General features: G+C 49.3%; 12 protein-coding genes and 1 pseudogene. 8 read left to right on the forward strand and 5 right to left on the reverse strand.

What is annotated here, in order from left to right:
- The first annotated feature begins 63 nt into the window (after nt 1-63).
- From A9404_RS10245 to A9404_RS10280, 8 genes and pseudogenes are all read left to right on the forward strand, one after another.
- Nucleotides 64-978, forward strand: coding sequence for an NAD-dependent epimerase/dehydratase family protein (locus tag A9404_RS10245; RefSeq protein WP_082922905.1), 915 nt, complete (start codon nt 64-66; stop codon nt 976-978).
- Between the two features lie 300 nt (nt 979-1,278).
- Nucleotides 1,279-1,743: a pilin gene (locus A9404_RS10250; RefSeq protein WP_066103233.1), complete on the forward strand. Its 465-nt coding sequence runs from the start codon at nt 1,279-1,281 to the stop codon at nt 1,741-1,743.
- A 149-nt stretch (nt 1,744-1,892) separates the two neighbouring features.
- Nucleotides 1,893-3,866: a tetratricopeptide repeat protein gene (locus A9404_RS10255; protein WP_156521308.1), complete on the forward strand. Its 1,974-nt coding sequence runs from the start codon at nt 1,893-1,895 to the stop codon at nt 3,864-3,866.
- A 248-nt stretch (nt 3,867-4,114) separates the two neighbouring features.
- Nucleotides 4,115-6,013, forward strand: coding sequence for a tetratricopeptide repeat protein (locus tag A9404_RS10260; protein WP_082922906.1), 1,899 nt, complete (start codon nt 4,115-4,117; stop codon nt 6,011-6,013).
- Nucleotides 6,014-6,165: 152 nt separating this feature from the next.
- Nucleotides 6,166-7,047, forward strand: a complete 882-nt coding sequence (locus A9404_RS10265; protein ID WP_156521309.1) for a glycosyltransferase family 2 protein — start codon at nt 6,166-6,168, stop codon at nt 7,045-7,047.
- A gap of 54 nt (nt 7,048-7,101) precedes the next feature.
- Nucleotides 7,102-7,980, forward strand: a complete 879-nt coding sequence (locus A9404_RS10270; protein ID WP_066101112.1) for a glycosyltransferase family 2 protein — start codon at nt 7,102-7,104, stop codon at nt 7,978-7,980.
- Nucleotides 7,977-8,939: a lysylphosphatidylglycerol synthase domain-containing protein gene (locus A9404_RS13445; protein ID WP_156521310.1), complete on the forward strand. Its 963-nt coding sequence runs from the start codon at nt 7,977-7,979 to the stop codon at nt 8,937-8,939. The genes A9404_RS10270 and A9404_RS13445 overlap by 4 nt, the downstream gene beginning before the upstream one ends.
- Before the next feature lie 142 nt (nt 8,940-9,081).
- Nucleotides 9,082-10,126: pseudogene (locus A9404_RS10280) on the forward strand (IS3 family transposase).
- A gap of 40 nt (nt 10,127-10,166) precedes the next feature.
- Here A9404_RS10280 and A9404_RS10285 read toward each other — a convergent pair.
- Genes A9404_RS10285 through A9404_RS10305 form a run of 5 tightly spaced genes read right to left on the reverse strand, consistent with a single transcriptional unit; the run spans nt 10,167 to nt 14,181 of the window.
- Entirely contained in the window at nt 10,167-10,949 is a 783-nt protein-coding gene (locus A9404_RS10285) for a cephalosporin hydroxylase family protein (protein WP_066101117.1), read from the reverse strand.
- Complete coding sequence (locus A9404_RS13195) at nt 10,936-11,658, reverse strand: WbqC family protein (RefSeq protein WP_082922907.1); 723 nt, start codon at nt 11,656-11,658, stop codon at nt 10,936-10,938. The genes A9404_RS10285 and A9404_RS13195 overlap by 14 nt, the downstream gene beginning before the upstream one ends.
- Nucleotides 11,655-12,182: a GNAT family N-acetyltransferase gene (locus A9404_RS10295; protein ID WP_066101122.1), complete on the reverse strand. Its 528-nt coding sequence runs from the start codon at nt 12,180-12,182 to the stop codon at nt 11,655-11,657. Before A9404_RS10295 ends, A9404_RS13195 begins: the two co-directional genes overlap by 4 nt.
- Nucleotides 12,179-13,333 (reverse strand): class I SAM-dependent methyltransferase, encoded by a 1,155-nt coding sequence (locus A9404_RS13200; RefSeq protein WP_082922908.1) that lies wholly within the window; start codon nt 13,331-13,333, stop codon nt 12,179-12,181. The genes A9404_RS10295 and A9404_RS13200 overlap by 4 nt, the downstream gene beginning before the upstream one ends.
- Nucleotides 13,330-14,181: a phytanoyl-CoA dioxygenase family protein gene (locus A9404_RS10305; protein WP_066101127.1), complete on the reverse strand. Its 852-nt coding sequence runs from the start codon at nt 14,179-14,181 to the stop codon at nt 13,330-13,332. Before A9404_RS10305 ends, A9404_RS13200 begins: the two co-directional genes overlap by 4 nt.
- Nucleotides 14,182-14,184: the final 3 nt, after the last annotated feature.

Raw genomic sequence — 14,184 nt, forward strand, 5'->3', positions numbered from 1 at the left:
CATCCTGTGCCGCGTCGGCAGTCTCCTTCATGTGAAATCTCCCGGCTCTAGGTGGGAATCATCATGTCTCATGCATCCGATTCATCCCTTGTGCTGATCGGCTACGGCGATATCGCGGCCCGGGTCGCGCGTCAGCTTCCCGGTATGGCCGTGTGCGCATTTGCCCGCCGGCAGCCCGAAGCGCCCCAGGGGCATAACGCCACCTGGCGCGGGGTGTCGTTCGATCTCGATCGTGATCTGCCGACGGATCTTCCGCCGGGCTCGGTCTGGGTCTACCTCGCCCCACCACCGACAGGCGGAGTTGTCGATGCCCGTGTCGCGCGCTGGCTGAGCGCGATGGCGCCAGGTGCCGAGCCGGCGCAGGTCATCTACGCCAGTACCACCGGGGTCTATGGCGACCATCAGGGCGGATGGGTCACGGAGGAAACGCCAGTCAACCCTGCGCACGATCGCGGGCGTCGACGGGTCGATGCCGAAAATCAGTTTCTGTCCTGGTGCGCGCAACGAGCAATCCCCTGTACCGTACTGCGGATCACGGGGATTTATGCCTGCGACCGGCTCCCGCTCGCGCGAATTCGTGCCAGAGAACCTGTCGTCTGTCTGGATGAGTCACCCTGGTCCAACCGGATTCATGCGGATGATCTCGCCGATATCATCTGCCTCCTGATTGACCGACTTCATGCCGGCTCGCCCGTGCAGGGAATTTTCAATATTTCGGACAATGCGCCGCGACCCATGACGGAACTATACCTGCTGACCGCGGCGCATTTCGGACTGCCGCCGCCGCCGTGCCTGCCGCTGGCCGAGGTTCTGGCACAAGCACGCCCCATGGCGGGTGAGTTTCTGAGTGAGTCGAAGCGAATCGATGCGCAGGCCATCCAGCGGGCGCTGAATTGGCGGCCTCGGTATCCCGGTTTGCGGCATGCGCTGATTGATTGCGCTGATGTGCGAGCAATTCTGTCAAAAATTGACAATTAACGACGCTGACCCCGTGCCTTATTGTCGCTATATGACAAAATTGGCCATAGCTGGAATGTGCCCGCGTCATTCGTTTGGATTGGCTGTCTTCTTTGATGGTATTTAACCGGTGATGGGGCTGTTGTGACGTTCCAAGAGGCGGAGAGCGCTGTCACCAATCGATTTTTATCGGAATTTTTTTACAGCAAAGCCCGTTTTTTTGCGGGAACCAGGTTTTGGCATGGGCTTTGCTTTATGAGCCTAGCATGGCAATACGCCCTGACACCCAAATCCACAAGGAGTGATCACATGATCAAGCAGATGAGCAAGCAAATTCAAAAGGGTTTCACCCTGATTGAATTGATGATCGTAATCGCGATCATCGGTATTCTGGCGGCGATCGCCATCCCGGCGTACCAGGATTACACCATCCGAGCACAGGTTTCTGAAGGCCTCTCGCTGGCGGATGGCGCCAAGACCGCCGTAGTTGAGTTTTATAACAACACCGGACGCTTCCCCCCCAGCAATGCTTCGGCAGGATTGGCGAAAGCCGGTTCTATTACAGGCAACTACGTTTCTCAGTTGGATGTGGGTACAGCTCCTGGTCAGATACAGGTGACCTTCAGCAAAACTTCGCCACAGCGTGCAAATGCTGCGATTGACAAAGATATCTTGACTTTGAGCGCGTCGACAAATGGTGGTAGCGTTCAGTTCCGTTGCAGTCCTAATGGCGTAAACGGCACAACAGTTCCGAACAAATATCTCCCTTCTTCATGCCGTAACTAATCTGATGTCCAGTTAGATTTACGGTGCGTTTGTTTAAAAACCCCGCCACACGGCGGGGTTTTTTATGCTACTGTGCGATGGAATATAAAGTGCTGAATGAATCAATGAAAACAGCTTAGGCGTATTTAAGGTGTTGGATTTTTAGATGAGTGTTGGAAGTTGAAGAAATTTTGTTGATCGGGGGGTCTATGGTTCGGCCAGTATTTTTTTTATTCCTCTTATCTGTGATTCTAATGGTTGTTTACTGGCCGGGGTTGTCTGGCGGGTTTGTTTTTGATGATTACGGTAACTTAATATCGAACTCAGTATTATCTCAAGGGACTCTGAGTAAAGATTTTTGGTCTGCCATATGGTCCAGTGGTTCAGGTCCAACTGATAGGCCGCTAGCGATGCTTACCTTCGCTACTCAGGCCTTGTATACCGGATCGGATCCTTGGCCATTAAAGTTCATTAATGTTCTGATTCATATGGTAAATGGTGTTCTGATCTACATCTTGTCGAGTCAGGTAATATGCTTTGTCTTTAAACAGCGATCAACCAAACGTGATTGGTTGATTTCGCCGGAGTTATTGGCTGTTTTGGTCACGGCTGCTTGGCTTTTCAGCCCAATGCAACTCACTGCTGTACTATATGTAATTCAGAGGATGGAGAGTTTGTCGGCCCTTTTCGTGCTAGGTGGCCTGCTGTGCTATTGGGAAGGTCGTATGCGTCTTATAGGGGGGAAGGGTTTTGCTTGGCCGCTTATTTGGACGGGGCTGGTGGCCGGTACACTCCTAGCAACTTTTTCGAAGGAAACAGGGGTGATGTTGCCGTTGTATGCCTTCTTGCTGGAGTGGGTGGTGCTTCGCGGGAGGGGTGTAGGAGGTTTTGAGCCGAAGCTGATTTTCCTGTTCATTGTGACTCTGGTGCTCCCGGGCGCTGCGGGGTTGCTACTTACGGTTCCAAGTGCGCTCAATGGTAATGCATATGCAGGGCGCCCATTTGATCTGGCACAGCGTTTATGGACTGAGGGGCGTGTGTTGGTTGATTATTTGCATTGGTTGATTGCACCCACCCCAAACGCACTAAGTTTGTACCACGATGATATTTTAGTTTCCACCGGTTGGTTTTCCCCCTGGACAACGGCAGCTAGCTGGGTCTTGATTGCCTTGCTGCTTGGTCTGGCCGTCAGGCTTCGCAAGCGCGCACAATTGTTCGCCTTGGGTGTGTTGTGGTTTTTTTGTGGTCAGGCGCTTGTATCAACTTATCTCCCTCTAGAGCTTGTGTACGAACATCGTAATTATCTACCCAGTTGGGGGATATATATTGCATTGTTGGGACTGGCTTCGGCCTGGCAACCAGCAGTTGCCGAGCGCAGTAAGGTGCTCCGTACCTTAGTTTTGAGTGGCATTATTTCGATGATTTCTCTATTTGCTTTGTTCACTGCGATAAGATCTCAAATTTGGGGAAACCCCTATCGGTTGGCTTATTTTGAAGCGACCACCCATCCCGAATCTCCCCGTGCAAATTATGATCTTGCGCGAAATATGCTGATTATGTCTCCTGATGCTAAAAGTGCTATATTCCATATGGGAATGACCCAGATGGCGAAAACGTCACGATTGCCGGGGGCTAGCCTACAGGCGGAGCAGGCAATGATTTTTATGGCGGCGAAAAACAATCTTAAGGTTGAGTCAATGTGGTGGATTGACATGCGGAGAAAGATTAATTTCCAGCCGATGAGCGCCGAGGATGTGAGTGCTTTGTATGCCTTAATTAATTGCAGCAACAATAATGTGTGCAAATATACAAAACAGGACCGTATGCAGCTGGGTAATACTCTGTTATTTGCTATGGAGCGTTATCCTAAGGATGCGGCTGTCGTTACCCTTTATGCCAACTATGCCGCGAATGTTGTTCATAATATTCCGCTGGCCTATAGTTTAATGCAGCGGGCCCTGGCTATTATGCCGAGCAATTTCAATTATTGGAACAATTTGGTCACTATGCAGGTGGCACTGGGAGAGTTCAAAAATGCCCAGGTCGGGATCGAAAGAATGCGAGAGTTGAATGGGAAAGGTATTTATGACTCTGCTATCCGCATCGCAGAGGAATCGCTGGTGAATAAAAAATCAGCAAGCTGAAAATCAACATCAGAAAATAAACAAGTAGGTGATGATAAACCGGACTGGGATGAAGATGATCACATATCCTCCAAAATATATACGATGATTGCTCATGCTTTGGGTGAATGGCGCATGGTTCCTAAACTTGGTAAGTTATGATTCGTCCAGAAATGTTCAAATTCATCAGGTCAGCTCAGAATCCACTTGTGCACTTGGTCGTATTGGTTGCGATTTTGTTAGCTGCATACTTGGTATACCAACCAGGATTGACGGGCACATTCCTGTTCGATGACTACAGCAACCTGCCGCCCATGGGTGATTACGGGCCAATCCGATCCCTCTGGCAGGCCATCGCCTGGATCACTTCGGGATTTGCCGGTCCGACCGGGCGTCCGGTGTCGCTGGCCAGTTTCCTGATCGATACACGGGTATGGCCCGCATCGCCAGCGGTATTCAAGACCACGAACATTGTGCTGCACCTGCTGACTGGCATCGCGTTGATCGGGCTGTTGCATGCGTTGTCGCGGGCGTTTGATGTGCCGAAGCATCGTGCGCTGTGGGTGGCTGTTCTGGCTGGCGGCATGTGGCTGCTTCATCCCCTCTGGGTGTCGACCACGCTGTATATCGTGCAGCGGATGGCAATTCTGGCCGCGCTGTTCGTTTTCGCGGGGTTGTGGGCGTATGTTCATGGTCGGTTGCAACTGATCGCCGGGCGGACGAGGCGGGGTTATCTGTGGATGAGTCTCGGTCTGGTGTTGGGGACGCTGCTGGCGGTCTTGTCCAAGGAAAATGGCGCCTTGCTCCCGTTGCTGGCCTGGGCCATCGAAAAATTCGTCTTTGATGCGCATGGCCGCGTTAAGTACCAGGAGGGCGCTGCCTTCATTTGGTGGCGGCGGGTATTTATCACGTTGCCCAGTCTGGTGTTGTTGGCTTATCTGATCAGTCAACTGCCGATGCTGTTTTCCGGTTTGACTTATGGTCGGGACTTCACGCCGTATGAGCGGCTGCTGACCGAGACACGGATTCTGTGGCGATATTTGTGGGATCTGTGGTTGCCCGGTGTGCATGACGGGGGTTTGTTCAACGACGATATTCGGCTATCGACAAGCCTCTGGCGACCTTTCTCTACGCTTCCGGCGACGATAGGGCTTCTGGCGCTTATCGGGCTGGCGCTGTTCTGGCGCCGATCAGAACGAATCGTTCTACGTGCGATTGGGTTGACGATCATTTTCTTCTTCGTCGGGCAATTGCTGGAGTCGACCTGGTTGCAGCTGGAGTTGATGTTCGAGCATCGAAATTATCTGCCGGCGGGGTTGATGTTCTTCCCCTTGGCCCTGTTTCTCGTGGACCGTGTCCGAGGCGGCACCCGATGGCCGGTTTGGCTGGCCATCGGCATTTTCTGTGTGCTTGGCTTGTTGACGTACAAACGGGCGGATCTCTGGGGAAAGCCATTCCAGCAGGCACTCACCTGGGCGCACGAACACCCGGATTCCGCGCGTGCGCAAAGCTATCTGGCCAATTTCTGGGAGCAGACGGGTAATTATCCGGAAGCAGCTCGTTTGCTGGATCGGGCATTTCAACAGCATCCACAGGATTTGCTGGTATTGGCGAATCGGGCTTTGTTGGCTTGTGATACCGGGGAAGCCCCAACGGATCTCGGCCGCGAGCTGCTGAAGCTTGCCCGCACGGGGCAACTGGCGCAGAACGTGGTCGGGTATCAGTTCGATACGTTTTTAAGTCGTCTGCAGGAAAATTGTGCCGTGTTCGGGGTCGATTTCGGTTTCACGCTGATCGATGCCGCCCTGACGAATCCTCAGGTGCTGCACGCACCCGATGAGCAGCGCAGTCTGCTGCACCGACGGGCGATGCTCTGGCTGGATCGAAACGAGGTGACGCAGGCCTATGCAGACATGCTAACGGCGCTGCGATTGCCTGATCTGGCGCCGGGCACACGCTTGCTGTTTGCGGCCGAGCTGGCCAGCGCGCATCACCAGCGTCGGGCGCTGGCACTTTTGGATGCGGTGCCGCCGCCTTTGGCGGATATCCATGGTTGGTCGATGGGCGCCATCCACCGCCGATGGTTGGCGCATGTCGGTTATTATCACAAAGCCGAGATTCATCTTCGCGAGACGCTGGAAAAGGAAATAGCAGCCGCCTCCGGATAGATTGCTATTAACGCGAAGAGCCCGCTAGCCGGTGCGCGCATGCCGGGTTCGTGATCCGCCCGCCGGTCTTTACCTGGGATTGGTCGGGCTATATATTGGCCCTTTGTCGGTCTTTTGCAGACCGGCGTGCACATTGAAAGGAATCGCCCGTCATGACGGCAATTGACGCTGCCTTGGATCAAAATTTTCTGTCCATTATTTTGCCCGCCAAGAACGAGGCTGGCGCTGTGGGAAGCACAGTTGCGGGTATCCGTTCCCTATTCCCGAAAGCGCAGATCGTCGTCGTGAACGATGGGTCGACGGATGCCACGGCCGAGTTGGCTGCCGCGGCCGGGGCAGAAGTGATTAACCACCCCTACAGCAAGGGGAATGGTGCGGCGATCAAGACGGGCGCTCGGGCGGCGCGCGGCGAAATCATCGTATTTATGGACGCCGATGGCCAGCACAACCCGGCCGACATACCGCGATTCCTTCAAAAAATGGAAGAAGGGTACGACATGGTCGTAGGGGCCAGGCAGGCAGGATCGCAGGCAAGCGTGGGACGGGGACTTGCCAATGGTTTCTATAACCGCTTGGCGTCATGGATGACAGGCCAGAAGATCGAGGACCTCACTTCCGGGTTTCGTGCCGTACGGGCCGGTAAGTTCAGAGAATTTCTGTATTTACTTCCCAATGGGTTCTCGTATCCAACCACGAGCACAATGGCGTTTTTTCGCGCGGGATATGGTGTGGCCTATATTCCGATAACGGCGGAGAAGAGGATAGGGCAGAGTCATATTCACCTGATAAAGGATGGAATTCGCTTCCTTTTGATTATATTTAAAATTGGTACTTTGTACTCACCGTTGAAGATATTTCTCCCCGTGGCGCTTTTCCATTTTGGAGTTGGATTGGGCTATTACATATATACATATACGGAGTTCAGTAGACTTTCGCTGGCTTCTGTCTTTCTTTGGTCGGCAGCGGTGACTATTTTTTTGATCGGCTTGGTGTCGGAACAAATCACACAGTTGATGTATAAGGATAAATTATAAGAATCAAGTGTAATGGAACTGGATCGCGAATTAAGGGTAAAGGATGGTTGACGGATGTCGATTGAACACCAGGAGAATGAAGCATTTCGCCCGCTCGTTAGTATAGGTCTGCCGGTTTACAATGAGGCGAGATTCATTGAGGAGACGATTCGATCGTTACTGGATCAAGACTATCCAAATATGGAGATTTTGATTTCTGATAACGGGTCGTCGGACGATACGGCAGTGATATGTAAAAAATTTAGTCAAACCTATGATTTTGTGAAATTTCATCGGTTTGAGGTTAATCAAGGATCTACCACAAATTTCCAGTATGTATTAGGTCAGGCCGAAGGAAAATACTTTATGTGGGCTTCCGGCCATGATCTCTGGGCGAGCAACTTGATAAGTAGCTACGTAGAGGTGCTGGAAAGAATGCCGTCTGCAAATATTGCATTTGGTACGACAACCTGGATCGACCAGTTAGGTGACACGATGCAAAAAGAGTCTGGATGGAGCGATACGCGTGGTATGGGGCCCGTAGCGCGATTTTTCACGATACTCTGGGGCAATATGCACCCACTACTCGGTTTGATTAGACGATCAGCCCTGAATGATATTGGTAAAATAGGCAATTTTATTGGATCGGACCTGGCATTATTGGCTGACTTGTCTCTGAAAGGTTATTTTTTACATGTGCCTGAGGCTAAATGGAAACGCAGGGAGTTCAGGCATGAGCAAACACACGATGAGAAAGTGGCTCGATACAGAGGCGCAACATTTATTATCAAAGGCGGGCTGTTGTCCTCGATGTTTCCTATGTTGCAGTTGCCGGTAAGCTTGGGTAAATCACTGATGCGAAGTGAGTTGCCATTGGGCGTGAAGTGGCTGGCGCTAAGTGGATTAATATTAAGCCTTCCGGTTCGATATGTTGCAGGCAGGAAAGGTCTTTGACTCCCAAAAACTATTTTGAATTGATAGGGGTTTTTAAAGAAATAATAAAAAGGCGCCTTGGGTATTTCAAGTACATATTCCTGGGCGTGGCCATTGTGTTCTTTGGTCTTTATGTTTATTCTGCCAGAGCCGATGTGTGGCGTGTAATATCATCGGCAAATTTTACCTGCTTGATTTTAGCTTGTTTGGCCTGGGTCCCTGTTCACTTGGTTTCTCCCGCGTTTACTTATATGGCAATAAGAGGGGTCGGGCATGATTTTCATTATGTTCAGGCTTTAGACATACATGCATCATACATTCCCGCAAAATTTCTGCCCGGTGGTGTTTGGCATAGTATTGCGCGTGCAACGATTCTGCACAATTTAGGACTCGGTCGAAAAAAAATTACGACTGTATTTTTTCTTGAAAATTTAATGGCCCCGGTTGTCAGTATCTCTTTCGGTGCGGGAATCCTGCTATCAATCAGTGAAGGAGGGTTGGCAACTCCCCTTCTGTTGCTCTCCTTCTCAGGAGCGATAGCAGCTCTTTTTGCTGCGTCTTACTCGTTGACAAGGGTAGAACAGATATTTGAGTGTAATGTATCACCGAGACTATATGTAGATTTGTTCTTGGTGACGACGGTATTTTGGATTTTGTCATCGATATCGTTCTTGTTCTTTCTTGATGCTTTCTCATCTGATTTGCTGGGTAGTTCATGGCTGCAAGTGGTGGGCGTGTATTTATATTCATGGGGTGTGGGGTTTCTGGCCATATTTGCTCCTCAGGGAGTGGGGGTGTTTGAGGTTGTTGCAGCAAACCTGCTCAATTCAAATTTCCCGATACAAGGTTTAATAGTGGTGTTGGTGCTCTTTCGATTAGTAACAGCGTTGGCCGACCTGCTATTTTGGTTAATTTGGCTCTTTGTTCGAAAAGTCATCCGAGAGAGATCAGCAATGGGTCGGCATCTGCTTCCCAAATAACAACCGACGAGAATTGAACCACTTGACTTGAAGCGGTCTCTGGTAATCCCCCCCGGAAAAAGCGTCGTTCGAAAGTAGAATTTTCTCGTAATGCACACGAAGGAGATTCTGCATGAACATACCGCGATATTCGGACAGCTAGATTCTGGCGATCCTCAAGCAGGCGGAAAACGGGGTGCCCGTCCCCGAACTCTGCCGCGAACATGGCATGAGCAGCGCCACGATCTACAAATGGCGCGCCAAGTACGGCGGGATGGTGGCGTCCCTGATGGCCCGCCTGATGAAAAGGAAGACGAGAACCGCCGGCTCAAGTAGATGTACGCTGAGGAGCGTCTCAAGGCCGAGATCGTCCAGGAGGCACTCGCACAAAAGTGCTGAAGACATCCCGACGCAAGGATATGGCGCAACAAGCTGTCGCGGTTCGCGGGGTTTCCGTTCGCCTGGTGTGTGCGGCATTCACGATCAGTCGGATTTGCTACCGCTATCAGTCGACACTGAGTGATGAGAACGTCGAGATTGCCGGCTGGCTGATCAAGCTGACCGAAGAGCAAAGCGATTGGGGGGGTGGCCAATGCTTTGACTATCTGCGCAACGTCGAACGCAAAGGCTGGAATCACAAGCGTGTCTATCGGATGTACTGCGCACTGGAACTGAACCATCGGATCAAGCCCCGGCGCCGTCTGAAGCGGCAGGTGCCCAAGCCTCTGAAAGAGCCGATCAAACCGGACCAGGTCTGGTCGAAGGACTTCATGCACGACCCGCTCAGCGATGGCCGGCATTTTCGGTTATTCAATGTGATTGACGATTACCGGCGAGAAGGGCTGGCCATTGAAGCGGGCTTCTCACTGCCGACGCTGCGTGTGATCCGGGTGCTGGAACAGCTGTTGGAATGGCGGGGAAAACCAACCGTCATTCGTTGCGACAGTGGGCCCGAGTTTATCAGCCATGCGTTCGCCGACTGAGCCAGGAGGCACAACATGCGCATCGACTATATCCAGCCAGGCAAGCCACAACGGACCGCCTACATTGAGCGGACGAACTGAACTATCCGAACCAGCTGGCTGAGCAAACACCTATTCGACACCTTGGAGGAGCTTCAAGATTATGCGACCCGGTGGTTGTGGTTTTACAATCACCGTCGCCCGCACAAAGCCAATGGTGGCAAGCCGCCTCTGATGGCCGCGTAAACCCTACTTTTGGGCGCGGCTAAAAATGGGGGGATTACCATCAAGCAGGTATTCTTCTAAGATATCCATCTGGCGCTACTGTAATAAGCAGCTTATGCTGAATGCTTGTATCGATTTCAAAATTAGAGTTCCCTTTCAAGAATTCATGGACGGCAGTTTTCGGATTATTGCCTACGGACCACGGGCGATCAGGGAACATCTCATTGGGCATATCTTCGATAAGTGTGTCATAAGTAATGCAGTAGCTGCCCGGTGAGACTAAATGTGCATAAGCGTTCAGCTCATGTAAAACGTGCTCATGTGTGTGATTAGAGTCAAGGCAGACCAGTATTTTACTGTGCTGAGACGCAATTTCCTGAACTTGCCCAATCACCATTGGATCGATGCTGGAGCCTTCTATCAGATGAATTCTGGAAGAGTACGGATGTTGAACTATAGCATCGCGGTTGTGTGATCGGATGTCAATGTCAATACCCACAACCTTGCGCCGAGATATTTTTGGGTTTATGGTCTCGTTGTTAGCTATTGCCTCACATATGTCGAGCTGCGCGAGCATGGATGCACTAAATATTAAAGAACCACCATGTGCTATGCCTGTTTCGATAATTAAATCCGGTTGGACACGCCAGATAATCTCCTGCAATGCCCAAGCATCATTTGGGAACTGTATGGCGGGTCGGCCTAGCCAGGTAAAATTATAGGCCCACTTATGGCGGCTAATTTCTCTAACCCATATTCTTGATAGTGCTTGAAGATCAAGATCGTTACTCAGGCTGCGGATGTTTGCTTTGACTTCCTCGCCAAACTGTTCATAAGGATTCATGAGTAAACTCTCTCCAGTTAATTGTTTTAGGCAAAATGTATTGTTGGCCCTGATGCCCGCAGTTGGCTATAAGATCAAGACTGGATACAAATGGCGTGAATTGGCCGTGCTGTTGAGGATAAGGGCGGTAGCTGTAATCCATATATTCCACATTAATTCCCAACTGCTCAAAAAGTATGTGGTTCAAATAATTGACTCCTCCATGGCCGGAGATATACGTTGAGCCATCTAGTTCTCGAACAACGGATAACACTCTTTCACTTCCATTGCCCCTGATGTTCATATCTTCGACATCAATAAATATGGTTTGTTGGTCTAGTTGTAAGTAACTAAGTAAGGAGAGTAGTGAGCTTCTGGCTAGTTCGCCTATGTTTTCATATTTATGAGAAAAAACATTGAATGCGAGTTCAATAGCATCAGTTGCGTAAGGGGCTCCACTGAGTCCATTGCGCAATATAGCCATATTTTTATCGAGCCATAAGCTTCTGGGGGCGATTTCTACTTCATTGATGCGCTGACCTAGGTGAAGTCCTTTGAGTGGGATTGTTAGCCACTGAATTCCGTTTTTTGTTTTGATTTGAACCCTGTTGACAAAACCACCCTTCGAGTATTGAACATCGTCATAGTGCACAAAGATATCTGCTAGCTTTACTTGTTCGAGGAGTCCAACCCATGGAAACAGCATTGATTGTGAAATTGCGACTTTCACGATGAATTCTCGTTTGAAAAAATAAGCTCCATTAAATCGATGTCGAGCCATTGGCCGTCAAGGAAAGTATGTTTATGAAAGGTGCCCACGCTAATAAATCCACATTTTTTGTACGATTTTATTGCGTATTCATTATCCGTTCTCACCTTCAGCATAAGTTTGTTGAAGTTCCAGGTCTTGCGTACAAATTCAGACATCAGTTTAATTGCTATGCTGCCGTAACCCTTGCCCTGATAGGTGCTATGAAGCGTTATACCAAGTTCACCTCGCCTATCTGTTGAATCTATATTTGCGACTTGAATATAACCAATCGCTTGATCGTTGTCTCTTAAGGCGATAATTAAGAGGATGCATCCGTTTTGTGTTGTCTGCTTTTTTAGCCAGTGTATTACTTGCTCGTCAGTGCTGCCTCTAGGGCGTGACAGAAGTTGAGACTGAATTTTGATATCGTTGCGGATGGCGGCCAATAACGGGATGTCATCGGGCTTCCAGCATCTTAGAGATATTTTCTCGCTTTCTATCATTTTCGTATGCTATCCATGTATATGAGTTTAAATCTATGACCTTCGTTCCATCCAAGTTTGAGCATTGTATTGTGCGCGATTGAGGGGTTTAAGCCGACGTATATTAAATCTACATGATCTGGGAGCTCGTCAGGCGATATTATTGGCTTGTTAAATACGGTTTTGCCCTGTTGATATGGGCTGGCGTCAATGAAGTGCATGATTTTTTCGGGTTTTTTCAGTTGGCTAAAAATATAACTCCCGTAAAATCCCGATCCATAAATGGCTGATCGTTCGCTATTATTTCTTTGTTCTTCTTTAATGATTTTATGACCTGCGGTGTTCCAGTAATTCGCCAAATTAGTGGCCAGCTCTTGATTTGTTCTTCCATCAGGCTCACGAGAAGATACGCCGGATTTTTTGGCGACAAAAACCAATGCGCCACGGTGGCATTCGCTGTCGATAAGAATTTCCTTAAATCCGGAGAGGGCGAGAAGCCTGTGTAGCGACAATTTGGTGAAATGATTAACGTGATCAATAACGATAAAGTCCGCGGGATTGCTGAATGAATACGGGACAATACCGTAAAATATTCCTTTATCGTTCAGAAGCTGAAATATTTCTCGGGCAGTTGTGAGCGGCTCTGGAATATGTTCAAGCGCAAAGAACGAGGTGACTATATCGAATTTACTTTGCCAGCTTTCAGGTGTGATATTTACTGCGTAATTTTCCGAAGTTACGAACTGGTTCCAGAAAGGTAGATACATTGTGCTTACATCGTAAAGACTCACATGTATGTCGGGTCTTAATCTGGCGAGTGCCTTTGCGGTCGAGCCTTTCGCGCATCCGTAATCGAGTAGCTTGCTTTCCTTGACTAGTGGTAGTTTGTCAATAAGTGTTTCAACCTGGTGTGTGGTACGATAAACGATATTGCCATCACGAATTTCATATATTTGATCTTCGTCCTCTTCGTTCAGAAGTATCTTGTACTCCGATTCATAGTATTGATGTGTATCGTTCAGTGCATCACTACTGAGATGAGTGCATGCAGAGCATAACCAAACACGTTTCTTTCCTGTTCGTAAGGTGCATAAAGAGGTGATGGTTTTATCCGTGGTGGATTGATATATTGGCACATCTAATTCTGCGCCACATACTTTGCAGTTATTCATTGCAGCGGTTTCTCCGCAAATAGTTCCGGATGGATTTTCCTGAAATCTGTGCCCGCAGCGAAAGATCCTTTCCACCCATGTTTTCGACCGATCGGGTCTTCAAAGTTGAAATATCTGAATTGCATTGACCAGCGTGCACGATGGCTGCGGTTGACTCCTGATGCGTGAAGAACTAGAAAGTCGATGATGACAAGATCTCCCGGGCTTGTTAGCGGCGCAATTTTTCTGTATTTGTTTAGATGAACAGCTTCGTCCAATATTTTAAGGGAATATGCCCCAGTTCTACCTGTGTGTTCCGGATCCGCATAGCATACTGGCAACGGTCCCTCATGGTGCGATCCGGGGCAAAATTCCACTGGCCCTATCTCTTCTGTAATGGGAACCAGGGGGCTCCAAAAAACCAATCCATCTACACTGCGTAGCTGAGCAGGGTACTCCTGATGCCACATCGCTCTGAATTTGTCCTCGTTGGGATTGTCGATTCTAATCCCGTATCCGCCACCGGCGATACCCGGTTTTCTGGTACATCTTATTTGTTTGAATAGTTTTTCATGTGACTCATCAGCTACAAGGCGTATGAAGGCAGGGATTTGCTTTACCGCATCGTATATCTCCCCCCCCCAGTCCCGGTTGATGCCGATCAAATCAATGTAGTGTTGGTCAAATGTGTCTGGATTGAAGGGGGATTGTTTTAAAGAAATTTCTTCTCTGGTTATTATTTGTCCGATAATGTCGTAGATGCCTTTCTGTATTGGGGTTATTTTATCCATATTATAAAAATTAGGTATCACTACGACTCCATCGCGATGGAATATTTCTATTTGTTCGCTAGATAGTATTTCATTCAATTT

It is taken from the genome of Halothiobacillus diazotrophicus, assembly GCF_001663815.1.
Classification (GTDB): Bacteria; Pseudomonadota; Gammaproteobacteria; order Halothiobacillales; family Halothiobacillaceae; genus Halothiobacillus; species Halothiobacillus diazotrophicus.